Source organism: Collinsella aerofaciens (assembly GCF_015546965.1).
In the GTDB taxonomy this organism is placed as follows: domain Bacteria; phylum Actinomycetota; class Coriobacteriia; order Coriobacteriales; family Coriobacteriaceae; genus Collinsella; species Collinsella aerofaciens_X.
In genome coordinates this window covers 57,358-83,231 of record NZ_JADMUF010000003.1, presented here as the reverse complement: position 1 = coordinate 83,231, position 25,874 = coordinate 57,358, and the positions used below count along the sequence as shown (strand labels likewise).

Genomic DNA, 25,874 nt, shown 5'->3' with positions numbered 1-25,874 from the left:
AACAGATATGGCAGAGAAGACCCCGGTCGAGCAGCTTACGTACAAGCAGGCCTCGCAGGAGCTGGAGCTCATCATCCGCAGCTTGGAGTCGGGCGACATGGAGCTCGAGGAGTCGCTCGAGAGCTACACCCGCGGCGTCGAGCTTCTTAAGAGCCTGCGTACCCGCCTGACTGATGCCGAGCAGAAGGTCTCGGTGCTCCTTAAGGACGTCGACGGCAACGACGTGCTCGCCGACGGCGAAGCCGCCAACACCGACGACAACCTCTCGTTCTAACCATCTCGCAGTCCACTTTGGGGTAGTCTTTTTGGGACGGGGCTTTTTTGACTACCTCTTGTCGGCTGCCTCGCCGAGCACTTGCGTTTGCGAAAAAGTAGTCAAAAAAGCCCCGTCGCAAAAAGACTACCCTGGTGGCTTGGCCATTGGAGGTGAATGTTGCTTGCCTTTTGGCGTGTTAGGTGAGTTGAGGCGCTATCGCTGGTCGATTTCACCGGGTTCAACCATTATTTCTAGCGTGTGTAAATATTCATCTTGATTGTCAGATATGTATTCGCTTACATACCAGAATTCTAGAAGAGGCCCTGCGGCAATGAGATGATTCTGGTCCATGAATTCATTCATTTCCCTCCATATTGTCGGCGTTATTTCTGCAGGTCCGGTGGTTGTCCTGCAAAGATAGTCGCCTTCTGGGAAAATCTCGCACCCTTTATCGTCGATTGATTCGAGTGAAAGCAGCGTCTTCTCTGCTACCAGGCAACCGTCGGCGCTTCTGCGCGATGGGTCAAGGATGAAGCATGGAACCGTGTGTATCGAATCGATTTCCATCCCGAGTTCTTTCATGCGCTTAATGGTGGCGTAGGGAATTATGTCGCCGCTTAGCTCATCCTCGCTTACGATGACATATCCTCGGGGTCCCTTATGAACCACCCTCGACTGTTTTTCCTCGCGTGCTCTTAACGACATGGATATGTTCTGCATGCAATGCTCGATCTTTCGGCGCCGTTGCGATAGTTTTGCTATGGCTGCGTCGATGCTATCAAGTTCGTTGCTGAACAGTTCAAAGCTCGTTTCGAGTGAATGGTTATCTAGGAAAGAACTGATTTCGCTAAGCGTGTAGTTCATATTGAGCATTGACATGATGATGTTGAGTCTGCCGAAATCGTCCTTCCTGTATTCACGGTAGGCATTCGCCCCGTGCTTTGGGGCAACTAAACCAATTGCCTCGTAATAGCGAAGAGTGTCTGCGCTTACGCCGTAGAGGCCGGCCGTCTGCTTGATATTAAGGGAAAACTCGCGTTCCATGTCACACCTTCCGACTGCCCTAGGGCCACTCAAAACCTTGGAGCTATTCTAATGTTTGTTACTCCGTCATTGTCGGGCAAGCGGTCGTTTTGACGAGGTGAACGGTCTTAAGCGCTTGGTATCCAGCTGGTATTCCATCGAAACACGTCGTTGACCTTTGACTTTCTCCAAATTCTAAGATGGTTTCAAGCCAGCTAGCTTAAATCATATCGATCTAGCATCTTAATTGTGAGGAAGGACAAGCAATGAAGGTCAAGACTAGGACGGGTATAGTTTCGGGCAAGACGCTCGAAAACGGGGTTGAAGCTTTTTTGGGCATTCCCTATGCAAAGCAGCCGGTAGGTGATCTTCGTTGGCGTGCCCCTGAGCGCCTTGATGATTCCGATGAGGAAATTGAATGCGTGGAATTCGGGCATTCTGCCAGGCAATTTATCGATGAAGTTGAACTCGCTTCGCTTCATGAGCAAGGGGAGGATTGCCTGAGCCTTAACGTGTGGGTCAGGGGACACGCACGCAAGAACCTTCCTGTCATGGTATATATCCATGGTGGTGCCTACTTCTCAGGTGGATCTGCCGACCCGCTATATAACGGCTCCAATTTTGCGGCAGCGAAGGATGTCGTTATTGTTTCGATTAACTACCGTCTGAACTTGTTTGGGTCGCTGCTGCTCGATTGTCTGCCGGGCGGAGAGGACTACAAAGACGCCGGCTATCTTGCCATTCTTGATCAAATCCGTGCGCTCGAGTGGGTGCATGAGAATATTTCGGCCTTCGGCGGTGACCCCAATTGTGTCACGCTTTTCGGTGAGTCGGCAGGCTCTTCCAGCCAGGCTCTTCTTTCCATATTGCCAGAGGCAAATAAGTATTTCCAACGTGCGATTTTGGAGTCCGGCCCTATCCAGCTTTATAAGACCCGCGAGCGCGGCGAGTACTTTGCTCGGGAGTTCGCCGAAATCATGGGATGCAAAACCGCCCAAGAGCTCTTAGCGAAGTCGGCAGACGAGCTCATTGAGGGCATGCAGGTGTGGTGCGATCGTCATACCTACGAAGTGTCGCTAATTTTCTCGCCGGTTTGCGACGGGTCTTTTCTTCCCAAGAAGCCGATGAAGGCCTGGGCGGAGGGCGCAGCCAAGGATATCGATATCATGATTGGATGTACCGAGGACGAGTTTACTTATTTCCATTTCTATTTCGATGACCTTCCCGGATTCTGGCACGGCCAATTCCCGATTCATTTTGATGATCAGATTGATATCGATTACTGGGAGCAAGCATATCGAAAGGCATGGCCTGAGCGCGATTTTGCCGAGAATTACACCAATTTTATGAACACAACCGGTTTCTTTGTCGGCACCGACCTTATGGCTGAAGAGCAGTCGGCGTTTAAGCCCGTGTACAACTATTTGTTCCGTTATAAATCTCGTGTCGAGGGAATGGGTTCTTGCCACGCAATCGAGGTGCCGTTCGTTTTCAAGAATCTTGATACCGCGAGTGGTCTGATGTTTACGGGTGACAATCCTCCAGTGCATCTCGCGGATGAAATGAACGATGCGTGGTTCAGCTTTGCGAAGACGGGCAAACCGTTTGTTGAGGGCAAGGCACCATGGGACCCCTATACCGCTGAGAACCACATTCATATGGTAATTGACGAAAACGAGTGGAAGCCGGTGCATTCGCTGCATGCCAAAGAAGATTCGGTGTTCCGTCCTATGTACGAGGTGCTACTCAACGATTAGTGAAAGAAGCCGCAATGGAGTGGGCTAATTAGCCCCATTGAATTCAGCTTGAACTATCCCTGCGTAAGGAGAAAGAAATGGCTCAAGAAGAAAAGCTATCGGGTTATCGGTGGATGATCTTATTCGTAGTTTGCCTCATTTGCTTCATGGCAAACTTCATGCAATATCAGGTTTCAGCATGGGGTGTCGTCGTGATGACGACTCTCGGCATCGATGCCGGTGGGCTTACCAATCTCATGTTGATGCCGATGCTCACCGCTGTGTTTTTGTCGATTCCTGCAGGATCTCTTGCTGATCGCTACGGCGTTAAGCTTGTCGTGTCAATTGGCATGGTGCTTTCTGCTGTAGGCGGCTTTCTGCGTTATTTCATGATTAATGACTTTACCGTGCAGATCGTTTCGATGTTTATGATCGGCTTTGGCATTGCGGCGCTCAATGCCAATCTGGCAAAGGTGCTGGGTTCCTGGTTTAAACAGCAGACCTCCCTTGCCGTGGGAGTTTTCTATGCTGCTTCATGTGTGTCCATCGTGATAGCCCAGGCATTCAGCACTTATTTTCCTACGCTTGACGTGTCTTATCTGGTCGCTGCTATTGCCGAAGCTGTAACTGCTGCGCTGTGGATCTTCTTTATGAGGAACGTCCCGGAGGGCGAGCCCATGCCCGAGCCCGAGCCGGTTATGAAGTACATTAAGATTGCCGCTAAGTCGCGCGGCGTTTGGTGCATTGCCTTGGCTTATGGTCTTACCCTCGCTTCAACCACGGCATATTGCGCAATTCTGCCGTCTGCGCTTGAGCTCGTTCGCGGCGTTGATACTGCCACCGCTGGATCTATGGCAGCAATTATTACAGTTGGTAGCTTCTTTGCTTGTTTTGCGGGACCGGCTGCCGTCCTCAAGCTCGGTAAGAATAAACCGTTTCTCATTGTAACCACGGTGATTGCCGCCGTTGTAATGGTTGCAAACTGGTTTTTGCCGCTTGGCACTGTCATGTGGGTTGCTCTCGTCCTCAATGGTTTTATGACCGCTCTTTCTGGCCCCATTATTCAGGCAATGACTCCTGATCTTCCTGAGATTGGCGCGAAATATGCCGGTAGCGCTGGTGGAATAATCGGTACTGCCGGCCTTCTCTGCTCCTATTTTGTTCCCGTTATTGTTTCGTCTATTTCTGGTGACAATTGGACGTTGAACTTTACGATCGAATCGATTCTTTTCCTTGCGAGCGTTTTGCCTATTGCGATGTTGCCCGAGACTGGTGCGGCGGCAAAAGCCGAGATGCCTGAGACTTCTGAATTATAATTAATCGGTGTTTTGCCTGGTCGCGACCTCCAGTTGATATGGGGGTCGCGACCATTTTTAATGTGAGGTTGGTGCAATGGATGGTGAAGCGTGCGAAGTTGCGCACAAAGTTGAGCAAAAGCGGGCTTCGAGTGGTTACCGCTGGTTAATATTGCTGTTGACGTGTGGTCTCTGTTTTTTGGGCAACTTCATGCAGTATCAGGTCGCTGCCTATGCTACGGTCATCATGCCTCAGATGAATATCGACCCTGTCGGATTCTCATCTCTCTTTCTGGCGCCAATGCTTGCGGCGGTTTTCTTTAGTCTCCCGTTCGGATTACTTGGAGATAGGCTTGGGCCCAAAGTAGTGATACTTGGCGGGTTCTGTGTTTCTTTAGTCGGCGGCGCTATCAGAATTTTCACCCTATCGAACTATCCTGCTCAACTTGTCTCGATGTTTTGCATCGGCGTGGGGATGGCGGCATTGACTGCCAATAATGCAAAGACGCTTGGACTTTGGTTTGCAGATAAGACGGATGTTGCGATGGGCATTTACTATGCGGCGACTTGCTTTGGCATTGCGGCGGCGCAAGCGTCATCGGCGTTTATGTCTTCCGTGCTAATGGGCTATACAGTTGCAGAAGCGTTGTTGGTCGTTCTGACTATCTTCTGGGGTTTATTTGGTAAGAACGTACAGCATGACTCACTTATTCCTGATGGCGTTGAGCACGACCAAGCCCTTCTGACTGCTTTTCGTTCGCGTAACGTTTGGCTTTGCGCGATTTGCGCCGCTTTCTCACTTGCCGCCACGACCGCCTTTTCCGGTGTGCTACCTCAGGCTCTTGAGCTTGTGCGAGGCACCGATGCTTCGACGGCCGGCGAAATGGCGGCGCTGACAACCGCTGCTGGGATTATCGGCTGCTTGATTGCTCCGATGCTTTACGGTAAATGCCGCCTTGCGCGACCGTATCTTGTGATTGTCGGGCTTCTTGGCTCTATTTCATTTGCAGTTGCGTGGTTTGCCTCGGGCTTGAAGTCCATGGGGGTATTGCTTGCAGTGTGCGGCATCGTTACGAGCATGATGGGTCCAGTTGTTCAAGCTCTGCCAGTTTCATTTGTTGAAATCGGCACTCGTTATGCTGGCAGCGCTGGCGGCATTATGGCCGAAGTTAGCCTTTTGGGCTCTTATATGCTTCCTATTGGGATTGCGGCTATTTCCGGTTCAGATTACGACAAACAAATGATGCTTATTTCTCTGCTTTACGGTCTATCCGTCCTTCCGGTGTTGATCGTTCCCGAGGTCAAACACTTTAAATAGGCGCGAGCATATGGATGGATAAAGCCCTCTGGCCATTGCGATTGCCGAGGAATGGATTTCGCTCAATTCGGATCTTTGAAGTGGGCTAAACTGTCTTGGTGTTTCACTGAACAACGCCACCTTCTGTTGCGTTGTCGTTAGAAAGGAACCAGCCATGTGTGATTGCATCTTCTGTAAAATCGCCAACCACGAGATCCCCTCGACTGTTGTCTACGAGGACGACCAGGTCATCGCGTTCGATGACCTCAATCCCCAGGCACCGGTTCATACGCTCGTGATCCCCAAGAAGCACTACAGCGACATCGCTGATAACGTGCCTGCCGAGACCATGGGCGCCATGGCCCATGCCATCCAGGAGGTTGCTAAGGCCAAGGGCCTGGAGGACGGTTTCCGCGTCATCTCCAACAAGGGCGTTAACGCCGGCCAGACCGTCATGCACTTCCACATGCACGTCCTCGGCGGCAAGAACTTGGGCGAGAACCTTATCTGAGATCGTATGGCCCGTCGTCTTGATTGCCTTTGGAGAAACCTGTGCAGTTGTCTCAACTCGAATATCTTCAAGCGGTAGCGAATTATGGCGGCGTGCGCAAGGCGGCTCGCGCCGTTCATGTGAGTCCGCAGGCTGTTTCGTCGGCAATAAAAAAGTTGGAATCTGAGTATCAGATTGTTTTGCTCGACCGATCGGCGGGGGAGGCTGTTTTGTCTCCGGCGGGCAGAGAATTTGCGCGTCGTGTACGCGTGATCCTGGCACAAGTCGACGATCTCAAAAAGTACGCTCAATCGAGGGACGACGGCGTCTCGCCTGACGGCCACTTTCGTCTTTACGCCCCCTGCCTTCACGGGCGGGGGCGCCTTTTTGCCGAAAACTGGTATGACTCGTTTGAAAGCTCGCACCCTCAGATTCACCTTGATGTGTGGCATCAGCCAACGGCTACATGCTTTGAATCACTTGTGCTTGGCATTTCGGATGCGGCCATCTCGTTTGAGGAACCACGGGACAGCGTCCTTTCTTCAAAATATATGGGTGAAAAGGAGCTCAGGGTTCTTTCATGTCCAGCTGGTCATCAATCTGTTGACGCTATGACCATTCGTGAGTTACTGGGCGGCAGGCTCGCTGTTCCCATTAATTTGTCACCCTGTCTCAATGCAATCAATCAATGTCCCGAAGCTCAGCTGGTTAATTTCCGCTTTCGCGATGTCGAATACGGAAACAGGGCGCAGGCTGAGTTTCTTCAAGCCGGGGGATTGATATTGAGTTTTTCTGGCTCTTCTCTCACATCGGATGGATCGGAAGTGAGCGAGTGCTCCATTGAAGCCTCACATGACGTAGCCTTGCCCATCTACTTTTGCTATCGACAAAATGCCTGGACCGATCGACACCAGACGGTATTTCTTCACCTATTGCGTCATCTCGCTTCGTGAGGCCATTTGGCCTCGTGTCGTCAAGTGAATGTTGACGCCCTGCAACACATAGCTGACAGCTTTGCCCTCATGCTTTTCCAAGATTTCGATTTAGATTGCTGACTCTTGGAGGGCGGAGCATGAAAAACCGTACGGTTTTGCTTTATATGACGTTCGTTTTTCTGTCGAACTTCAGCACTATTTTGTATTTTCTGACGGTTTACCTTGAATTCGTCGGATTCTCGATAGTGGCGATTTCTAGCATGATGATTGCATATCAAGTGAGCAAGTTCATCCTCGAAGTTCCCACTGGCTATATTGCTGATAGGTTTGGACGAAAGGCAAGCGGTCTCGTTGGCGTCGTGGGGATGCTTGGATACTACGCCGCCCTGCTTCTCGTCCGTTCCCCTCTGCTTTTAATCGGTGCGTTCGCTCTCAAAGGTTTTGCCGTTGCATGTCTGAGCGGATCCATAGAAGCGATTTACATTGACAGCGTCTCTCAGGACCAGCTCGTAAGACTTAATGTCGTTGAGCGATTTGTTTTCTATGCCTCTTATGCCATCTCCGCTTGCGTGGGCGGTTTCATTTCGTCTGTCGGTGCATATCTCATTGGTCTCTCGGCAGATATCATCGCAATGGTGTTGACGTTGGTTGTCGCTGTCTGCATTCCTGAGATGCGAAGAGGGGGCACTGCGGGGGCACTTGAGCGTGGAATTAGCCCGAAGATGATCGGTGCCGCTATTGCTCGTAATGGCATTCTTCGTTCAGCGTTCATCATGGACTGTTCTCAGGCATTTGCTTTTGTCGCCCTGGAAGACTTTTTCTCATTGCTGCTTGCTGGTCGCGGAATGAATGCCGTCGCTTCGGGTGTGACCATTGCGGTCCAGCTCCTTGCCTCGGCCTCCATGGGGCTTATTGTGCCCAGTGTGATTGCTCATGTCGACAAGGGCCGTTTTGCGCGTATTTGCGGCATCGTGCGCCTTTCCCTGACTGCTCTATTTTTGATTCCCTTTACTCCGGTCTATTTGCTGCCCGTGTTCTATGTGTTGCAGACGGTTGCCTACTCGTTATTTGCTCCAATTAAATACTCAATTTTTCAAAATGCCGCCGATTCTTCGATGCGCTGTTCGCTGATTTCGGTTCAAAGCCAGATGGTGGCGGTGGGTGCCATCCTTTTCTATCTGTTCAATGCTGCGTTGAGCAGCATCGCGGACATTCGAGTCATATTGCTTGTTGCGCTCGGGATTTCTTCTCTGGTGTATATCCCCGCGCTCTTTCGTCTTACAAGCCAAAGGCCATGAGTATTTAGGCACCGATAACTTATATATCAACGCAATAAACCCGAGCGCGAGGGCGTTTGGGTTTATTATTGAAGCGTATGTAACCTGGCGGCGCCACACCGCCTGTTAGTAGGGAGACACATGAACGTTCTGGTCGTCAACGCAGGATCTTCGACCCTTAAGTATCAGGTCATCGATACCAAGTCCCACAAGGTGTCCGCAAAGGGCTCCTGCGAGCGCGTCTGCTTTACCGGCGGTACCTTCACCCATGCTGCCAACGGCTCCAAGAAGGTGACCGAGAACATCGAGTTCCCCGACCACAAGGTCGCCATCGAGGTCGTTCTGAAGGACCTCGAGGCCAACGGCGTCAAGATCGAGGGCATCGGCCATCGCATCGTTCAGGGCGGTTGGTACTTTGGCGACTCCTCCCTCGTCGACGAGGACGTTCTCGCCAAGATCCGCGAGGTCGCCCCGCTGGCGCCGCTGCACAACAACCCCGAGGCCAACGTTATCGAGTACTGCCTCGAGCAGTATCCCGACCTGCCCAACGTCACGGTCTACGACACCGCTTTCCACTTCAACATGCCCGAGGTCGCCAAGACTTACGCCCTGCCCAAGGACGTCTGCGACAAGCTGCACATCCGTAAGTACGGCGCCCACGGCACCAGCTACCGTTACATCTCCAAGAAGGTCGCCGAGATGACCAACGGCGAGGCCCGCAAGGTCGTCGTGTGCCACATCGGTTCCGGCGCTTCCCTGTGCGCTATCGAGGACGGCAAGTGCATGGACACCACCATGGGCCTCACCCCGCTCGACGGCGTCATGATGGGCACCCGCTGCGGCTCCATCGACCCGGCTACCGTGTGTTACCTGCAGCGCGAGGGCGGCTACACCTTCGACGAGGTCGATGAGATGATGAACAAGAAGTCCGGCCTTTTGGCTGTGACCGGTGGCAAGACCAATGACTGCCGCAACGTCGAGGAGCTCGCCGCCGCTGGTGACCCCGAGGCTCAGCTCGCTTTCGACATGTTTGCCTACAAGATTGCCGCCAAGGCTGCCGAGATGGCTACTTCCATGTGCGGCATGGACACCCTGGTCTTTACCGCCGGCATCGGCGAGCACGCTCCGGCTGTCCGCGCTGGCGTGGCCGACCGTCTGGCCTTTATGGGCGTCAAGATGGACCATGCCCGCAACGCCCTGCGCGGCGACGGCGCTTGGTGCCTGTCCGCCAAGGATTCCAAGGTCAAGATCTTCGTCATCCCCACGGACGAGGAGTTCATGATCGCTTCCGACGTCGAGCGCATCGTCAACGGCAAGTAATTGCAAGAGGGGAGGGGCTGGACGACCGAGCGCCGTTCGGCCCCTCTTTTGCGCTCGTTGGGCGATATGCTGATAGCTATTTATCAAGATATGATAACTTCTTATTAAAATGCGGCCGCCTTAAGGGGTCTGCGTCGACCGTATTGCACTGCAAAGGAGTCTCATGAACGTACTTGTTGTCAACGCCGGCAGCTCAAGCCTTAAATATCAGCTTTTGGATACCGATACCCGCGAGGTTTTCGCCAAGGGCAACTGCGAACGTATCGGTTCGGACATGGGCATCTTTGGCCACTCCGAGAACGGTGGCGCCAAGCAGACCGAGGAGGTCCCTTTCCCCGATCATCGCTCTGCTATCGCTCGTGTGCTCGAGGAGCTCGAGAAGACCGACTTTACGATTGATGGCATTGGTCATCGTATCGTTCAGGGCGGCTGGCACTTCGATGATTCCGCAGTTGTCGACGACGAGGTTATGGCCAAGATTCTCGAGGTGGCCCCGCTCGCCCCGCTGCACAACTACGGCGAGGCCGCGGCGATTGAGTATTGCCGTGAGAAGTATCCGGAGCTGCCCAACGTGGCGGTCTTCGACACCTCGTTCCACATGACCATGCCCGAGGTCGCCTATACCTACGCGCTGCCCAAGGACGTGTGCGACAAGTACCACGTGCGCAAGTACGGCGCCCACGGCACGAGCCACCGCTATGAGTGGATGATGGCCAAGGAGATCCTGGGTTCGCGCTGCCACCGTCTGCTTTCGTGCCATTTGGGTAACGGTGCTTCGCTCGCCGCTATCGAGGACGGCGTGTGCCGCGACACCACGATGGGCCTCACGCCGCTTGACGGTCTGATGATGGGTACCCGCTGTGGTTCCATTGACCCGGCCACCGTGTGCTACCTCCAGCGCGAGGGCGGCTACAGCTATCAGGAAGTCGATGACATGATGAACAAGCAGTCTGGTCTGCTTGCCATCTCGGGCATCTCCAACGACGCCCGCGACATCCGTACACGCGCCTCCGAGGGCGACGAGCGCTGCCTGCTCGCCTTCGATATGTTCGCCTACAAAGCCATGCAGCAGGCTGGCTCCATGATCGCTTCTATGGCGGGCGTGGACACCATCACCTTTACCGCCGGTATCGGCGAGAACGACTGGTCGATCCGCAAGGCCTTCTGCGACTGCTTTGAGTGGCTGGGCGTACGCATCGACAATAACAAGAACCGCGAGGCCGTGGGCAACGGCCCGCAGGTCATCAGTGCCGCCGGTTCCGCCGTCACGGTCATGGTCATCCCCACCGACGAGGAATACATGATCGCCCACGACGTCGAGCGCCTGACCAAGAACAACTAACGCGCGTATTTGCAAGTAAACGAAAGGCCTCCAGAGCAACAGCTCCGGAGGCCTTTTTGCTAGCAAGCGGAAATACCTGTCCCGAGGGGATATGTCTGCTACTCAGCCATCTGAGCCTGGACGGCGGTGATGGCTACGACACCCACGATGTCGTCGGCAGAGCAGCCGCGCGACAGGTCGTTGACCGGCTTGGCGATGCCCTGCAGGATGGGGCCGTAGGCGTCAGCACCGGCGAAGCGCTGGACCAGCTTGTAGCCGATGTTGCCGGCCTCGAGGTCGGGGAACACGAGCACGTTGGCCTTGCCGGCAACGGAGGAGCCGGGAGCCTTGAGCTGGGCGACGGTGGGGACAATGGCAGCGTCGAGCTGCAGGTCACCATCGATGGCGAGCTCGGGAGCCTTCTCCTTGCAGAACTTCACGGCCTCCTGGACCTTCTTGGCGACCTCGCCGCCGGCGGAGCCCATGGTGGAGTAGGAGAGCATGGCCACGTGCGGCTCAACGTTGCCCATGAAGGTGGACCAGGAGTGAGCGGAGGCGATGGCGATCTCGGAGAGCTCGTCGGAGGACGGGTTGATGTTGAGGCCGCAGTCGGCGAAGATCAGCGTGCCGTCGGTGCCGAACTGCGGGGTGTCGGTGCACATCACGAAGAAGGCCGAGACCAGCTTGGTGCCCGGGGCGGTCTTGAGGATCTGAAGCGCAGGGCGCAGGGTGTCGGCGGTGGAGTGGCAGGCGCCGGAGACCAGGCCGTCGGCGTCGCCCATCTTGACCATCATGGTGCCAAAGTAGGTGGCGTCCATCACCTGGGCGCGAGCCTGCTCGATGGTAACGCCCTTCTTGGCGCGGAGCTCGGCAAACTTCTGCGCGTACTCCTCGTGCTTCCCGGCATTGCGCGGGTCGATGACGGTGGCGCCGGGGACGTTGATCTCGTCGGGGTTGCCCAGGATGACGATCTTTGCCAGGCCCTCCTCGATGATCTTGGTGGCCGCGACGATGGTGCGCGGATCCTCGCCCTCGGGCAGGACGATCGTCTTAAGGTCGGCCTTGGCGGCAGACTTCATACGGTTAAGGAAATCGCTCATGTTACTCCTTACAAGCGTTTCGCTAAGCTCCAGGCGCCCGGCTGTTCACGAATAAACCCGCTGCTAGCGGGTTTACCTTTCAATTATGTACGCCGCGGTGCTTGAGCTTTCCTTGTGTGGCAAGCTCATTATAGGACGCATTAGCGCTATAATCGCTCTGATAAATATGTCTCGAAGAATGTTCGAGAAAAGCCCAGCTAACGAGCCCGTGGCTTTTGACAAGGAGTATCGATGCAGATTACCTCAGGCCTGCCTGAAGGCTTTAACGCCGGCGCGTACGACATGATTGTCGTCGGTGCCGGATATGCCGGTGCCGTTTGTGCCCGCCGTCTTGCCGAGACCATCGGCTATCGTGTTGCCGTTTTGGAGCGCCGTAGCCACATTGCGGGCAATGCCTATGACTGCACTGACGAGGCCGGAATCCTGATCCACGAGTACGGTCCGCATATCTATCACACCTTTAACGAGCGCGTGCACAATTTCCTGTCGCGCTTTACCAAGTGGACGGATTATCAGCACAAGGTGCTCGCCAACATCAACGGTACCCTTATGCCCGTGCCCTTCAACCATGCGAGTCTCAAGCTCGCCTTTGGTGACGAGCGCGGCGAGGAGCTGTATCAGAAGCTCGTGGAGACCTTTGGCAAGGATGTCAAGGTGCCCATTATGGAGCTGCGTAAGAAGAACGACCCCGACTTGGCCGAGGTCGCCGATTACGTCTACGAGAACGTCTTTTTGCATTACACCATGAAGCAGTGGGGCCAGACGCCCGATCAGATCGACCCCTCGATCACCGGCCGCGTTCCCGTCTTTGTGGGCGATGATGACCGCTACTTCCCGCAAGCTCCCTTCCAGGGCATGCCGCAGGAGGGCTATACGGCGCTCTTTGAGCACATGCTCGACCACGACCTGATTGACGTGTTCTGCGACGTGGACGCCCGCGATCTTTTTGAAATCGACGAGACCACCGTCAAGGTCGACGGCAAGGTCTACGGCGGCGAGATTGTCTATACCGGTCCGCTCGATGAGCTGTTCAACCTCGACTTGGGCGCGTTGCCGTACCGCACGCTCGATATGAAGTTCGAGACGCTCGATATGGACCAGTTCCAGCCCGTGGGCACCGTCAACTACACCACGAGCGAGGACTACACGCGTATCACCGAGTTCAAGAACATGACCGGTCAGGCCCTGCCCGGCAAGACCACCATCATGAAGGAGTACTCCAAGGCCTATACGCCCGGCTCGGGCGAGACGCCGTACTACGCCATTCTTGAGCCCGAGAACCGTGAGCTCTATGAGCGCTATCTTGAGCGCGTCCAGAACCTGACGAACTTCCACCCGGTGGGTCGTCTGGCCGAGTATCGTTACTACGATATGGACGCCGTGACCAATTCCGCCCTCGATCTTTCGGATGAGATTATCGCCTGCCATGCATAAAGTCATAACATTCGGTATTCCCTCGTATAACGCCGCCAAGGACATGGACCATTGCATCACCTCCATCTTGGAGGGGAGCAATTTCGCCACCGATATCGAGATTATCGTGGTGGACGACGGCTCCAAGGACGAGACGGCCGCCAAGGCCGACGAGTGGGAGGCCCGTTATCCTGGAATCATCCGTGCGGTGCACCAGGAGAACGGCGGCCACGGTATTGCCGTCCTTTCGGGTCTGCGCGAGGCGCAGGGCACCTACTACAAGGTCGTCGACTCGGACGACTGGCTCGACGGTGCGGCGCTTTCGACCATGCTGTCGATTCTGCGTGGCTTTGAGGAGCGCGACCAGCGCGTCGACCTGTTTATCTCGAACTACGTGTACGAGAAGGTTTACGAGGGCACGCATACCGCTATTGGCTACAAGTTTGCCCTGCCGCGCAAAAAGATTTTCTCTTGGGACCAGATCGGACACTTCCGTCCCGATCAGAACCTGCTCATGCACAGCCTGTGCTATCGCACCGATGTACTGCGCGAGTCCAATCTGCCTATGCCGGCACACACGTTCTACGTGGATAATATCTACGCATACGTTCCGCTGCCGCGCTGCAAGACCATGTACTACGCCGACATCGACCTCTATCGCTACTTTATCGGTCGCGAGGGCCAGAGCGTCAATGAGGCCACGATGGTCAAGCGTCTGGGTCAGCAGTTCCGTGTAACGCGCATCATGATGGAATCGTTCCACCTGTACCAGGACGTTGAGTCCTCGCGTCTGCGTTCGTACATGATGGGCTACTTCACCATGATGATGGCGATTTGCTCGGTGCTCACCAAGCTTTCCGAGGAAGATTGTGCCGATGAGCGTCTGAAGACGCTGTGGAAGGACCTGAAGGAGTACGACGAGCGCATGTATCGTCGCGCTCGCTACGGCGTGTTCGGATTCTTTACCAACCTGCGTGGACGGGCCGGAGACAAAACCACACTCGGCCTATACCGTCTTGCCTCAAAGATCTTCAAATTCAACTAGTGCATAAACGCTCGGGTAACGGGGACCCCTGGTCCTTAACTTGCTACTTCGAACAGTCCTGCGCAAGACGGAGGCGCCACTGGCGCCTCCTTTGCGTGCGGAACTCGTATCAAGTTAAGGACCAGGGGTCCTCTGCTATGTCCCGCTTTATGTCAGCAAGCTGAATTTGAAGATCTTCGACGCGCGGTACACAGGGGCCTGGGCTGAAAAGAATCTGGTTGGTAGGTTGCCCGGTGGGGCTTGGTTATGTTTGTCGCGAGTTCCGCACGAGTCGAAGAGCGCTTAATGTGCTCTTCGTGCGAGCCAGGACTGTAGAGCAGCAAGCATAACCAAGACCCACTGGACAACCGGACGAGCTAGTTTACTTCGCGGCGCCGGGGATGCCGTGGGAGGTTTTGGCGGTTTTGGCTCCGTTTACGATGGCGGTTTGTAGGGCCCTTACGGCAAGCATACCCAGCAGGTCTAGGGGTACGGCGGAGCTTGCCTGGGTGCCTAGTTTGCCGCTGGCGAGGGTGTAGATGGTGTCGCCGTCGTTGGTGGTGTGCGTGGGGCGGATGGCGTGTGCGTAGGCGTCTGCGGCCATCTGGGAGACCTTGGTGGCTTGCGCCTTAGTGAGTTCCACGTTGGTGACGATGCAGCTGATGGTGGTGTTGGTGCGGTCGAGCGGCATTTGCATGGAGCCGGCAGCGGCAAAGGCTGCGAGCTCCATGTCGACGATCTGGTCGCTATCGGCTGCGGCGCGCATGCCGGCGACCCACTCGCCGGTGAGGGGATCGACGACGTTGCCGCAGGCGTTGACCGAGACCACGGCGCCCACCTTGACGGGGCCGAGTGACACGGCGGCGGCGCCAAGGCCTGCTTTCATGCAGGTGGCAGGTCCCATGAGCTTGCCCACCGTGGCGCCGGTGCCGGCTCCAACGTTGCCCTGCTCAAGCGTGGTGGGGGTGTTATCGAGCGCCTCGCGCACGGCGGCGATGCCGGACTCGATATCGGGACGCACGGTGGGGTCGCCGTAGGCGAGGTCGAAGATGCAGCTGGAGCATACGATGGGCACCTGCGTGGGGCCGACGGGCAGGCCGATGCCGCGGCTCTCGAGCTCACGGGCGACGCCGCTTGCGGCCTCGAGGCCAAAGGCCGATCCACCCGAGAGGCAGACAGCGTGGACCTTATCGACAGTGTTCTCGGGGCGCAGCAGGTCGGTCTCGCGCGATGCCGGGGCACCGCCGCGAACGTCAACGCCGCCCGTTGCGCCTTCGGTTGCCACAATTACGGTGCAACCGGTGCCGGCCTTCTCGTCCGTATAGTTGCCAAAGCAAAAGCCATCGACATCGCAAACGTCAATGGCTTCAAGCAGTGTGTCCATGTTTTCTCCTATCGGTTTTCCGCCGGGCCTTATGCCCGGTCGGGATCCGTACGGTACGGCAAAATTGTAGGCGCTGGGGGATACCCAGCGCCAGATGCAATTACGAGAGTTTTTGAATCGCGCGTGCGACGCGTGCGATGGGCAGGCCCACCACGTTGTAGAAGTCGCCCGAAATATCGTGCACGAGCATGCGTCCGCCGACACCCTGAATACCGTAGGCGCCGGCCTTATCCATGGGCTCGCCCGAGGCGACGTAGTGTTCGATCTGCTCGTCAGTGAGCTCATAGAACGTCACGTCGGTCACATCGACAAAGGATAGGCTCTCGGCGGCATGCGGGGCGGCAGCGTCGCCGGCCTTAACGATGCAGACGCCGGTCGCGACCTGGTGCGTGCGGCCCGAAAGCTCACGGAGCATAGTGCAGGCCTCGTCCTCGTTTGCCGGCTTGCCTAAAATCTTGCCATCGAAGGTGACGATCGTGTCGGCCGCGACGGTCAGTTCGCTGGGCTCGGCATGCTCGGCGGCGACAGCAGCGGCCTTGGCTCGTGCCAGGCGCTCCACAAGCGTAAGTGGCGCCTCGCCATCAAAAGGGGTCTCGTCGATGTCCGCAGGAATGATGCGGATGTCATAGCCCGCCTCGCGCATCAGCTCGATGCGCGAGGCGATTGCGAAGCCAAAATCATAGCTGGATGCCCTCTGCGACCTTCTCGACAGCCTTATCGCCGGCGAGGGTGCGAAGCAGCTCAAGCGCAAAGGGGAGCGACTGGGCCATGCCACTGGCGGTGATGATGTTGCCGTCCTGCGTGACCTTCTCGCCGGTATAGGCTCCCTCGGGGAAGCTCTTCTCAAAGCCGGGGAAGCACGTGGCGTGGCGCCCCTCGAGCAGGTCGAGCTCGCCCAAGATAAACGGGGCGGCGCAGATGGCGGCAACGTGCTTGGTCGCGGCGAACTCGCAGACCACATCGCAGACGCGCTGATCGGCGCGCAGATTGGTGGCGCCGGGCAGACCGCCGGGCAGCACAACGCAGTCGTACTCGTCAAAGTTGATCTCATCAAAGAGCGCATCGCAGGTCACGGGGATCTGCAGCGAGCTGACGACCTCACGCGTGGGCATGATAGAGACAAGCGTGGCACGCACGCCGCCGCGACGCATGACATCGACCATGGTCAAGCATTCAATAGTTTCAAAGCCATCGGCGGCGAGAACGGCAACGCTGGGCATGAGGATTCCTTTCGTAAGGCGGCATACAATTAGCCGTCTTATACCCCGAAGGCGCCGATTTGCCACGCTCAATCGCCGAATGATTTTTCTGAGCAATGATAGGGCGCTAGTTGCGCTTGAGGTGGACGACGGTTTCGCAGTGGAAGGTTTGCGGGAACAGGTCGACTGGCGTGATCTTGACGGGGGAGAAGGTGCCCTCCTCGACAAAGCGTTTGAGATCGCGCGCCAGGGTGGCCGGGTCGCAGCTCACGTAGGCGACATCGCGGGCGCTTGTGCTGGCGATGAGGTCGACGGCCTCGGGTGCCAAGCCCGCGCGCGGCGGGTCGACCACTAAAACGTCGGCATCCTGATCGGGGAACTCGCGCACGGCGTCGCCGCCAATGACGTCGACATTATCAAGCTTGTTGATCTCCAGGTTACGGCGCAGGTCGCGCACGGCAGGGCCATAGGCCTCAACGGCGGCGACAAAATCGCAGCGGCGGGCGAGCGGCAGGGTAAAGGTGCCGGCGCCGCAGTATAGGTCCACAGCCAGTTCGTCTTCCTGAGGGTCGAGCGCGTCCATGACAAGTTCGATCAGAATCTCGGCACCCTTGGTGTTGACCTGGAAGAACGACGGGGCCGAAAGGCGCATTTGGCCCTCGGCGATATTCTCGGTCCACGAGCCCTCGCCGGCGAGCATCTCGACCTTGGAGACGCGGCGGGCCTTCTTCTCGCCCTTGCTCATCACGCGCACGATGCTCGTGGGATGAGCGGCGTCTGCCAGTACGCGCGAGACCTGCGAGCGTGGGAAAGAGCCCGTGGGCGTCCAGAGTGCGACCTCGAGCGCCTTGGTGCGGCGCGAGGCGCGAATGCCCACGCGCTCAAGGCCTAAGTCGTGGCTACCGCTCAGATAGTTGAGTGCGCCGACGACAGATTTGAGTGCCTTAGGGAAGCGTTTGTCGAACAGCGGGCACGAATCAACAGTCACGATCTTGCTGGGATCGACGCCGTGCATGCCAAGGCGAACGCGACCGTTGACGACGGTCGGTTCGAGCTCGATTTTATTGCGGTAGCCCCAGTCGTCCTTGGTGCGGCGGATGGGCTGCACCAGCTCATCGACCTGATTGGGGCTGAACTTGCCGATGCGCTCGAGCGTGGAGCGCAGGTTTTGCTCCTTGGCGGCAAGCTGCGCGGTGCGCGAGAGATTGCCCCACGAGCAGCCGCCGCAAATACCCACGAAGGGGCAGGGAGGCTGGATGCGGTCGGGGCTCGGCTCCAGAATCTCGGTGGTGCGGGCGCGCATAAACGACTTGCCGTCCTGCACGATCTCGGCCTCGACGGTGTCACCCGCCACGGCGCCCTGCACAAAAACGGCCTTGCCGTTGTCGGCGTGCGCCAGCCCGTCGGCGCCGTACGTCATCGATTCTATGGTGAGCTTCATATTCCTGCCTGTCATTCGCGTTGTTGTCCGCACCATGGTAGCAGGGAAAAGCGCCCCGCATCCGAGGCTTTCCTCAAATACGGGGCGCTTCTACAAACGTCTATTTGGTCTTGCCGGTAATGAGCGTCTTTAGGCCTAAGCCAATCAGGCCCAGACCCATGCGCACGCGACCGGGGCGATGGCGCTCGATGGCCTTGGTCTTGCCAGCGGGCTTCTCGCGACGGGCGCTCGTCTCGGACGAGGGCTTGGCGACCTGCGGCTCGGGCTGAGGCTCAGGTGCAGGCTCGGGCTCAATGACGGTCGCCTGGACCTCTTGGACCTTGGGTGCTATCGGCTGCGGCTCGGGCTCGGGCGCGGCCTCGGCGTTGCGATAGGCACGCTCCAGCAGGGCTTCCTGCGAGTTGAAGGGTTTCTCACCCTCTGCACGCTCCACGGGGACCCAGGTGCCGTCGCTCGTGAGGCTGCGGGCCTTCACGTTGTCCCGCAGCTGCATGCCCATGTACTCGTGTACCAGGGCGCGGCAGGTGGGGTCGAGCACGGGGAAGGCGATCTCCACGCGGTGCTCGGTGTTGCGTGTCATCATGTCTGCCGAGCTCAGGTAAATCATGTCCGAGTCCACGCCAAAAGCGTAAACACGGGCGTGCTCCAAAAAGCGTCCGACGATGGAGCGGACATGCACGTTCTCGGTCTTGCCCGGAACACCGGGCTTGAGGCACGAGATGCCTCGGATGATCATGTCCACGCGGACTCCAGCGCACGATGCCTCGGCGATCTTGTCGATGACCTCGCGGTCGGTAAGCGAGTTGAGTTTAAAGAACACGCGGGCGGGCTCGCCAGCGAGAGCGCGCTGAATCTCGCGATCCAGACCGCGCATGATGAGCGGCTTGAGGCCTACGGGCGCCACGCCCAGGAAGCGGTAATCGCCGCGCAGATTGCCCAGCGACAGGTTGCGGAAGAACAGGTTGGCGTCCTCGCCGATGCCGGGGTGGGCGGTCATGAGCATAAAGTCGCTGTAGAGTTTGGCCGTCTTCTCGTTAAAGTTGCCGGTGCCCAGCAACGTCAGGCGCGTTAGCGCCATGCCCTCGCGATAGGTGAGCTGGCAGATCTTGGAGTGGCACTTAAAGCCCTCGGAGCCGTAGATGACGGTGCAGCCGGCCTCTTCCAGGCGCTCGGCCCACTCGATGTTGTTTTGCTCGTCAAAGCGGGCACGGAGCTCCATGAGCACCGTGACCTCTTTGCCGTTCTCGGCAGCATCGATCAACGACTCGCACAGACGGCTCTGCTTTGCCACGCGGTAGAGCGTGATGCGCAGCGAGATGCACTCGGGGTCATAGGCGGCCTCGTGCACCAGGTCCAAGAACGGGTTCATGGCCTCGTAGGGATAAAAGAGCAGCTTGTCGTGCTGCAGCACCTGCTCGCGGATGGAGCGGGTCATGTCGATGTTGGGATTGGGCTGCGGCCTAAACGGCGTAAAGAGCAGCTCGTTGCGCAGGTGCTCGGGAATCTTGCCCTCAATGCCAAAGACGTAGCCTAGGTCGAGCGGGATATCGCAGGTAAAGACCGAGCGGCGCGAAAGCTCGAGCGCCTTGCGGATGGTCTTGAGCGTCGCCTTCTCGAGCGACCCCGAGACCGCGAGCACTACCGGCTGCAGACGCAGGCGCTTCTTGAGGATGCGCTTCATGTGCTGGCGGTAGTCCTCTTCCTCTTCGACGCCCTCGCCGTCTGGATCGATGTCGGCGTTGCGGGTGACGCGGATCAGTGCACGATCCAGCGGCCTATAGGAGCCAAAGCAGCTGTCCAGGCAGGCGAGGATGACGTCCTCGAGCAAGATGTAGGAGTAGGTGCCGGTGGGCGAGGGAATCTCGACCACGCGGTTCATCGAGGCGGGGATCTCGATAAGGCCCAGCAGGCTCTCCTCGTCGGTGGCGCCGTCCAGACCACAGGCCAGATAGAGCGCGCCGTTGCGCAGGTTGGGGAAGGGGTGGCGCGGATCGATGACCAGCGGCGAGATGACCGGCGACACGTAGGCCTGGAAGTAGCGGGTTACGAAGGTGCGCTCCTCGGGCGTAAGCGAATCGATGCGGGCGCGGTGAACGCCCAAGGTGTCGAGCTTGCCCTCGATGCTCTTAAAGATGGACTCCCAACGGGTAAGGAGCCCGGGCATTTCGGCCATGACAGCATCGACCTGTTCGGAGGCGGTCATATTGCTCTTGTTGTCGACAGGCTGTTTTTTGAGCTCTGCCAGATCGGACAGGCCGCCCACGCGCACCATGAGAAACTCGTCGAGGTTAGACTCGAAAATCGACACGAACTTTAGACGCTCGAACAGCGGAACGGTCTCGTCGAAGGCTTCGTCAAGCACACGGTTGTCAAAGCGCAGCCAGCTAAGCTCTCGGTTTTGCGTATATGAAAAATCACGCGGCGGCTTGCGCAGCTTTGCGGCGGCTTGCTTCTTTTCGATTTTGCTCGGCATATGCATCTGTCCGTTCAGTCCCCACAAGGGACGGTAGCCTAACACTAATCACTATTGTCTCAATTTAGTCGACCTGTGGCACGGACGCATCGCGCGAACGGTATCTTTACCTACTTCTTACGCTGCCAAGGCATGCAACTAACTGCCCAACTCGTTTGGAAACAATCTATATCCATACTCAACTGGTGAAGATGTATGAATAAGAATGATTGCGAGCTGAATATAATCGAATCCAAATTGAATCATGGACAAACGACATATATATGCAGAAAACCGTTTTAGCTATGCAATTCCTAAACATGAAAATATTTGTGCAATCTAGCTTAATTCCTTAGAAAAAAGAACATTTACCTTTGAAAACCTGCTTTAGAGAACCGAAGTGCATCATGGGGGAATCATATGCGATATACCGTTCATCGCACTTTGCTGACCGTTCGGGGGCGAGGTGGAATTGCAGGTGGTTTTTGGATATAACTAGAGCTGTCAGCAAGCAGCGTCCCATACGGAGGGGCGCTGATACATTCGGCCAGTAAGGCCCGAAAGAAAGGTAGGAGGCCATGACGAAAGGTCTGCACGTGCCTTCCGAGATCGGCAAGCTCAGGAAGGTCTGCCTGCACCGTCCCGGCGACGAGCTCCTCAACCTGCCGCCCGACGAGCTCGAGCGACTCCTGTTCGACGACGTCCCGTTCCTGGAGGTCGCACAGCAGGAGCACGACACCTTCGCCCAGATCCTGAGGGACCAGGGCGTGGAGGTCCTCTACCTCGAGAACCTCGTCGCTGAGGTGTTCGACCAGGTCCCCGGCGCCCGCGCCGAGTTCACCGACCAGTACATCGCCGAGGCCGGCATCCGCGGCCAGCACATGCCGCAGATCGTCCGCGAGAAGCTGGACTCCATCGAGGACAACCTCGAGTTCGTCAAGAAGACCATGGCCGGCATGACCAAGTCCGAGATCGACATGCCCCTCACGGCGTCCACGACCCTCGACTCCCTGGTCAACTCCGAGTCCGAGTCCGACCTGATCATCGACCCGATGCCCAACCTCTACTTCACCCGCGACCCGTTCGCGGTCGTCGGCGAGGGCGTCAACCTCAACCGCATGTACTCGGTCACCCGCAACCGCGAGACCCTGTACGGCAAGTACATCTTCAAGTACCACCCCGACTACAAGGACGTCTCGCTGTACTTCCGCCGCGACTGCCAGTTCCACACCGAGGGCGGCGACGTGCTGAACATCAACGAGCAGACCCTCGCCGTCGGCATCTCCCAGCGCACCCAGGCCGCCGCGATCGACGTCATGGCCCCGAACATCTTCTGGAACTCCGACTCCAAGGTCGAGCGCATCCTGGCCTTCGACATCCCGGTCTCGCGCGCCTTCATGCACCTCGACACGGTCTTCACCCAGATCGACGTCGATAAGTTCACGATCCACCCCGCCATCATGGGCACCCTGCGCGTCTACGAGCTGACCGCCGGCAAGAACCCGGGCGACGTGAACATCCGCCTGATCGAGGACACCCTCGAGCACGTCCTGGAGGACGCCGCCGGCGTCGACCAGGTCAAGCTGATCCCCTGCGGCGGCGGCGACCCGATCGCGGCCTCCCGCGAGCAGTGGAACGACGGCTCCAACACCCTGTGCGTCGAGCCCGGCAAGATCTGCGTCTACGCCCGCAACACCGTCACCAACGACGTGCTGTACAAGGAGGGCCTGGACCTTCTCGTCGTGCCCTCCGCCGAGCTCTCCCGCGGCCGCGGCGGCCCGCGCTGCATGAGCATGCCCTTCTGGCGCGAGGACCTCTAAGGTCTTCAAGGACCCGTACAGGTCATAATACATACATCTAGCTGCCATTAGATGTCTCCCATTGGGGCGGTGCGGGTTTTCGCACCGCCCCAATCTTGTATGAGGAACGTCAACACGAATGGATGACTGCTTTTGTAAGGAGCTTGGCCATGGATATCAAGACAATCGGCGTCGAGGAGTGGCTTAACGTTTGGGAGAAGAGCGCCACGTGGGATATCGCCCAGTCGACGATTTCGTCGCTTACCATGGGCGAGCTGCGCGCGCTCGACGAGCAGGACGGCGCCACGTTCTATGAGCGCCTGGATCGCGAGAAGATGAACTACGGCTGGATCGAGGGTTCGCCTGAGTTTAAGGCCGAGGTTGCCAAGCTGTATCGTCGCGAGGTCAATCCCGATCACATTCTGCAGACCAATGGCTGCACGGGCGCGAACCTCAACGCCATCATGGCCGTAGTCGAGCCCGGCGACCACGTTATCGCCGAGTGGCCCACCTATGCGCCGCTCTATGAGATCCCGCGTACGCTCGGCGCCGAGGTCGAGTATTGGGAGCTTCGCGAGGAACTCGGCTGGAAGCCCGATATCGAGGAACTCAAGCGCTTGGTGCGCCCCAACACCAAGCTCATCTGCATCAATAACGCATCGAACCCCATCGGAACGGTGCTTGATGCCGATACGCTCGGCCAGATTGCCGAGATCGCCCGCTCGGTTGGCGCCTATGTGCTGTGCGACGAGGTGTACCTGCCGCTTGAGAACACCGAGGACTTTTTGTCGATGGCCGATGTGTACGAGAAGGCCATCGTCACCAACTCGGTGTCCAAGACCTATTCGACGCCTGCGGCCCGCGTGGGCTGGGTTGTGGCAGACGAAGAGGTATCCAACCGCATTCGCACCTACCGCGACTACACCATGATTTGCGGCGGCGTGTTCAACGACGCCCTGGCGACCTATGTGCTCAAGCACAAGGACAAGATTCTCGAGCGCAACCGCAAGATCGTGTTTGGCAACCGCGATATCGCGCAGGCTTGGATCGACACGCAGCATCGTGTCTCCTGGACGGCCCCGCAGGGTGTGTCCACCTCGTTTATCCAGCTGGACATTCCCGAGAATGACGAGGAGTTCTGCAAGCGCCTGCTGGCCGAGAGGGGAGTGCTGTTGGTTCCCGGTAGCCGTTTTGAGCTTCCCTGCGGCGCGCGCCTAGGTTACTGCGCGAGCGAGGGCGTTCTTCGTGAGGGCCTGAGGCTTTTGGGCGAGGTACTGGCGGAGTTTGATCGCTAGGATTCCGATGATCTTCGAGGGCCTTATCCAAATTGGCCGAAGATAATCGAAAACGGATCCGTTTCCCTAGGGGAAGCGGGTCCGTTTTTCTATACCGAGAAGTCAAGTTGTTACAAATGGGGCCGTAAAGCGAGCCGGTATCCGCTGGGCCTTATACTGAGCTTCCGGTGAACGGTATCAAGCGTCTGGTAAACGGTAATTTGTTTACCAGAAATGAATAGGACAAACTTTTTTCTGAATAAAAATGAAAATGGTTGAGACGCAGTATGAATCGCTAATTCTATTCATAGCTTTATTGGAAATATGCAATATGAGGGTGGTTTAACAAAGTTTAGTTCCAATTGATTTTTGGATTGAAAACGCGTTTAAGCACGTAAATACACTTTATTAAATCAAAGTGTGCCATGCGTGAAGTATATGTGTATGCCGTTCACCCCTCATATAAAACCGTTCGGGGGCGAGGTGGAAGTATGAACTGATTTTGGATATAAATATGTCGTCAGCAATAACGCCTCACACGGAGGGGCGCTAACGAATCGGCCCTGACAGGGGCCCGAAAGAAAGGTAGGAGGCCATGACGAAAGGTCTGCACGTGCCTTCCGAGATCGGCAAGCTCAGGAAGGTCTGCCTGCACCGTCCCGGCGACGAGCTCCTCAACCTGCCGCCCGACGAGCTCGAGCGACTCCTGTTCGACGACGTCCCGTTCCTGGAGGTCGCACAGCAGGAGCACGACACCTTCGCCCAGATCCTGAGGGACCAGGGCGTGGAGGTCCTCTACCTCGAGAACCTCGTCGCTGAGGTGTTCGACCAGGTCCCCGGCGCCCGCGCCGAGTTCACCGACCAGTACATCGCCGAGGCCGGCATCCGCGGCCAGCACATGCCGCAGATCGTCCGCGAGAAGCTGGACTCCATCGAGGACAACCTCGAGTTCGTCAAGAAGACCATGGCCGGCATGACCAAGTCCGAGATCGACATGCCCCTCACGGCGTCCACGACCCTCGACTCCCTGGTCAACTCCGAGTCCGAGTCCGACCTGATCATCGACCCGATGCCCAACCTCTACTTCACCCGCGACCCGTTCGCGGTCGTCGGCGAGGGCGTCAACCTCAACCGCATGTACTCGGTCACCCGCAACCGCGAGACCCTGTACGGCAAGTACATCTTCAAGTACCACCCCGACTACAAGGACGTCTCGCTGTACTTCCGCCGCGACTGCCAGTTCCACACCGAGGGCGGCGACGTGCTGAACATCAACGAGAAGACCCTCGCCGTCGGCATCTCCCAGCGCACCCAGGCCGCCGCGATCGACGTCATGGCCCAGAACATCTTCTGGAACTCCGACTCCAAGGTCGAGCGCATCCTGGCCTTCGACATCCCGGTCTCGCGCGCCTTCATGCACCTCGACACGGTCTTCACCCAGATCGACGTCGATAAGTTCACGATCCACCCCGCCATCATGGGCACCCTGCGCGTCTACGAGCTGACCGCCGGCAAGAACCCGGGCGACGTGAACATCCGCCTGATCGAGGACACCCTCGAGCACGTCCTGGAGGACGCCGCCGGCGTCGACCAGGTCAAGCTGATCCCCTGCGGCGGCGGCGACCCGATCGCGGCCTCCCGCGAGCAGTGGAACGACGGCTCCAACACCCTGTGCGTCGAGCCCGGCAAGATCTGCGTCTACGCCCGCAACACCGTCACCAACGACGTGCTGTACAAGGAGGGCCTGGACCTTCTCGTCGTGCCCTCCGCCGAGCTCTCCCGCGGCCGCGGCGGCCCGCGCTGCATGAGCATGCCCTTCTGGCGCGAGGACCTCTAAG

At 57.4% G+C, this 25,874-nt stretch carries 21 protein-coding genes; 14 read left to right on the top strand and 7 right to left on the bottom strand.

The window, feature by feature from the left end; translation table 11 throughout:
* Positions 1-7: 7 nt before the first annotated feature.
* Complete coding sequence (gene xseB, locus I1M21_RS03670; RefSeq protein WP_195192475.1) at positions 8-274, top strand: exodeoxyribonuclease VII small subunit; 267 nt, start codon at positions 8-10, stop codon at positions 272-274.
* A 195-nt stretch (positions 275-469) separates the two neighbouring features.
* Here the strand turns inward: xseB and I1M21_RS03665 are convergent, their stop codons facing one another.
* A complete protein-coding gene (locus I1M21_RS03665; protein ID WP_195192474.1) occupies positions 470-1,300 on the bottom strand; it encodes a MerR family transcriptional regulator in 831 nt (276 codons plus the stop codon).
* A gap of 245 nt (positions 1,301-1,545) precedes the next feature.
* Here I1M21_RS03665 and I1M21_RS03660 point away from each other — a divergent pair, with 245 nt between their 5' ends.
* From I1M21_RS03660 to I1M21_RS03625, 8 genes are all read left to right on the top strand, one after another.
* Positions 1,546-3,036 (top strand): carboxylesterase/lipase family protein, encoded by a 1,491-nt coding sequence (locus I1M21_RS03660; RefSeq protein ID WP_195192473.1) that lies wholly within the window; start codon positions 1,546-1,548, stop codon positions 3,034-3,036.
* Positions 3,037-3,113: 77 nt separating this feature from the next.
* Positions 3,114-4,331 carry an MFS transporter gene (locus tag I1M21_RS03655; protein WP_195192472.1) on the top strand — a complete coding sequence of 406 codons (1,218 nt, stop codon included), beginning with the start codon at positions 3,114-3,116 and terminating at the stop codon, positions 4,329-4,331.
* A gap of 76 nt (positions 4,332-4,407) precedes the next feature.
* Positions 4,408-5,628 (top strand): MFS transporter, encoded by a 1,221-nt coding sequence (locus I1M21_RS03650; RefSeq protein ID WP_195192471.1) that lies wholly within the window; start codon positions 4,408-4,410, stop codon positions 5,626-5,628.
* 154 nt (positions 5,629-5,782) lie between these two features.
* Positions 5,783-6,118, top strand: coding sequence for a histidine triad nucleotide-binding protein (locus I1M21_RS03645; RefSeq protein WP_035137921.1), 336 nt, complete (start codon positions 5,783-5,785; stop codon positions 6,116-6,118).
* A 41-nt stretch (positions 6,119-6,159) separates the two neighbouring features.
* The gene (locus tag I1M21_RS03640) at positions 6,160-7,050 is read left to right on the top strand and encodes a LysR family transcriptional regulator (protein WP_195192470.1); all 891 of its coding nucleotides are present in this window, start codon (positions 6,160-6,162) and stop codon (positions 7,048-7,050) included.
* Between the two features lie 119 nt (positions 7,051-7,169).
* Entirely contained in the window at positions 7,170-8,330 is a 1,161-nt protein-coding gene (locus I1M21_RS03635; RefSeq protein WP_195192469.1) for an MFS transporter, read from the top strand.
* 120 nt (positions 8,331-8,450) lie between these two features.
* A complete protein-coding gene (locus I1M21_RS03630) occupies positions 8,451-9,629 on the top strand; it encodes an acetate/propionate family kinase (RefSeq protein WP_195192468.1) in 1,179 nt (392 codons plus the stop codon).
* A 163-nt stretch (positions 9,630-9,792) separates the two neighbouring features.
* The gene (locus tag I1M21_RS03625) at positions 9,793-10,971 is read left to right on the top strand and encodes an acetate/propionate family kinase (protein ID WP_117820680.1); all 1,179 of its coding nucleotides are present in this window, start codon (positions 9,793-9,795) and stop codon (positions 10,969-10,971) included.
* 98 nt (positions 10,972-11,069) lie between these two features.
* On the opposite strand, the gene pta is transcribed toward I1M21_RS03625, so the two are convergent.
* Entirely contained in the window at positions 11,070-12,050 is a 981-nt protein-coding gene (gene pta / locus I1M21_RS03620) for a phosphate acetyltransferase (RefSeq protein WP_195192467.1), read from the bottom strand.
* Positions 12,051-12,281: 231 nt separating this feature from the next.
* Between pta and glf the strand changes: the two genes are divergently transcribed.
* Positions 12,282-13,484: a UDP-galactopyranose mutase gene (gene glf / locus I1M21_RS03615; RefSeq protein WP_195192466.1), complete on the top strand. Its 1,203-nt coding sequence runs from the start codon at positions 12,282-12,284 to the stop codon at positions 13,482-13,484.
* Positions 13,477-14,508 (top strand): glycosyltransferase family 2 protein, encoded by a 1,032-nt coding sequence (locus tag I1M21_RS03610; RefSeq protein ID WP_195192465.1) that lies wholly within the window; start codon positions 13,477-13,479, stop codon positions 14,506-14,508. The genes glf and I1M21_RS03610 overlap by 8 nt, the downstream gene beginning before the upstream one ends.
* A gap of 361 nt (positions 14,509-14,869) precedes the next feature.
* On the opposite strand, the gene I1M21_RS03605 is transcribed toward I1M21_RS03610, so the two are convergent.
* The 5 genes from I1M21_RS03605 to ppk1 form a co-directional block, all read right to left on the bottom strand.
* Positions 14,870-15,871, bottom strand: a complete 1,002-nt coding sequence (locus I1M21_RS03605) for a P1 family peptidase (RefSeq protein ID WP_195192464.1) — start codon at positions 15,869-15,871, stop codon at positions 14,870-14,872.
* A gap of 100 nt (positions 15,872-15,971) precedes the next feature.
* Complete coding sequence (locus tag I1M21_RS03600) at positions 15,972-16,514, bottom strand: Maf family protein (protein ID WP_411160864.1); 543 nt, start codon at positions 16,512-16,514, stop codon at positions 15,972-15,974.
* A 34-nt stretch (positions 16,515-16,548) separates the two neighbouring features.
* Positions 16,549-17,091, bottom strand: coding sequence for a DJ-1 family glyoxalase III (locus tag I1M21_RS03595; protein WP_055287259.1), 543 nt, complete (start codon positions 17,089-17,091; stop codon positions 16,549-16,551).
* 106 nt (positions 17,092-17,197) lie between these two features.
* Positions 17,198-18,526, bottom strand: coding sequence for a 23S rRNA (uracil(1939)-C(5))-methyltransferase RlmD (gene rlmD / locus I1M21_RS03590; protein WP_195192463.1), 1,329 nt, complete (start codon positions 18,524-18,526; stop codon positions 17,198-17,200).
* An 85-nt stretch (positions 18,527-18,611) separates the two neighbouring features.
* On the bottom strand, positions 18,612-20,984 hold the full coding sequence (gene ppk1, locus I1M21_RS03585; protein ID WP_229025563.1) for a polyphosphate kinase 1: 2,373 nt from the start codon (positions 20,982-20,984) through the stop codon (positions 18,612-18,614).
* A 557-nt stretch (positions 20,985-21,541) separates the two neighbouring features.
* On the opposite strand from ppk1, the gene arcA (I1M21_RS03580) reads away from it, so the two are divergent.
* From arcA (I1M21_RS03580) to arcA (I1M21_RS03570), 3 genes are all read left to right on the top strand, one after another.
* On the top strand, positions 21,542-22,783 hold the full coding sequence (gene arcA, locus I1M21_RS03580; RefSeq protein ID WP_195192461.1) for an arginine deiminase: 1,242 nt from the start codon (positions 21,542-21,544) through the stop codon (positions 22,781-22,783).
* 149 nt (positions 22,784-22,932) lie between these two features.
* On the top strand, positions 22,933-24,057 hold the full coding sequence (locus tag I1M21_RS03575) for an aminotransferase (protein WP_195192460.1): 1,125 nt from the start codon (positions 22,933-22,935) through the stop codon (positions 24,055-24,057).
* 574 nt (positions 24,058-24,631) lie between these two features.
* A complete protein-coding gene (gene arcA / locus I1M21_RS03570) occupies positions 24,632-25,873 on the top strand; it encodes an arginine deiminase (RefSeq protein ID WP_195192459.1) in 1,242 nt (413 codons plus the stop codon).
* Position 25,874: the final 1 nt, after the last annotated feature.

Excerpts from the sequence above, each read along its gene's own strand:
- xseB (WP_195192475.1), top strand. The coding sequence starts at position 8 with ATGGCAGAGAAGACCCCGGTCGAGCAGCTTACGTACAAGCAGGCCTCG.
- I1M21_RS03665 (WP_195192474.1), bottom strand. The coding sequence starts at position 1,300 with ATGGAACGCGAGTTTTCCCTTAATATCAAGCAGACGGCCGGCCTCTAC.
- I1M21_RS03660 (WP_195192473.1), top strand. The coding sequence starts at position 1,546 with ATGAAGGTCAAGACTAGGACGGGTATAGTTTCGGGCAAGACGCTCGAA.
- I1M21_RS03655 (WP_195192472.1), top strand. The coding sequence starts at position 3,114 with ATGGCTCAAGAAGAAAAGCTATCGGGTTATCGGTGGATGATCTTATTC.
- I1M21_RS03650 (WP_195192471.1), top strand. The coding sequence starts at position 4,408 with ATGGATGGTGAAGCGTGCGAAGTTGCGCACAAAGTTGAGCAAAAGCGG.
- I1M21_RS03645 (WP_035137921.1), top strand. The coding sequence starts at position 5,783 with ATGTGTGATTGCATCTTCTGTAAAATCGCCAACCACGAGATCCCCTCG.
- I1M21_RS03635 (WP_195192469.1), top strand. The coding sequence starts at position 7,170 with ATGAAAAACCGTACGGTTTTGCTTTATATGACGTTCGTTTTTCTGTCG.
- I1M21_RS03630 (WP_195192468.1), top strand. The coding sequence starts at position 8,451 with ATGAACGTTCTGGTCGTCAACGCAGGATCTTCGACCCTTAAGTATCAG.
- I1M21_RS03625 (WP_117820680.1), top strand. The coding sequence starts at position 9,793 with ATGAACGTACTTGTTGTCAACGCCGGCAGCTCAAGCCTTAAATATCAG.
- pta (WP_195192467.1), bottom strand. The coding sequence starts at position 12,050 with ATGAGCGATTTCCTTAACCGTATGAAGTCTGCCGCCAAGGCCGACCTT.
- glf (WP_195192466.1), top strand. The coding sequence starts at position 12,282 with ATGCAGATTACCTCAGGCCTGCCTGAAGGCTTTAACGCCGGCGCGTAC.
- I1M21_RS03610 (WP_195192465.1), top strand. The coding sequence starts at position 13,477 with ATGCATAAAGTCATAACATTCGGTATTCCCTCGTATAACGCCGCCAAG.
- I1M21_RS03605 (WP_195192464.1), bottom strand. The coding sequence starts at position 15,871 with ATGGACACACTGCTTGAAGCCATTGACGTTTGCGATGTCGATGGCTTT.
- I1M21_RS03600 (WP_411160864.1), bottom strand. The coding sequence starts at position 16,514 with ATGCGCGAGGCGGGCTATGACATCCGCATCATTCCTGCGGACATCGAC.
- I1M21_RS03595 (WP_055287259.1), bottom strand. The coding sequence starts at position 17,091 with ATGCCCAGCGTTGCCGTTCTCGCCGCCGATGGCTTTGAAACTATTGAA.
- rlmD (WP_195192463.1), bottom strand. The coding sequence starts at position 18,526 with ATGACAGGCAGGAATATGAAGCTCACCATAGAATCGATGACGTACGGC.
- ppk1 (WP_229025563.1), bottom strand. The coding sequence starts at position 20,984 with ATGCCGAGCAAAATCGAAAAGAAGCAAGCCGCCGCAAAGCTGCGCAAG.
- arcA (WP_195192461.1), top strand. The coding sequence starts at position 21,542 with ATGACGAAAGGTCTGCACGTGCCTTCCGAGATCGGCAAGCTCAGGAAG.
- I1M21_RS03575 (WP_195192460.1), top strand. The coding sequence starts at position 22,933 with ATGGATATCAAGACAATCGGCGTCGAGGAGTGGCTTAACGTTTGGGAG.
- arcA (WP_195192459.1), top strand. The coding sequence starts at position 24,632 with ATGACGAAAGGTCTGCACGTGCCTTCCGAGATCGGCAAGCTCAGGAAG.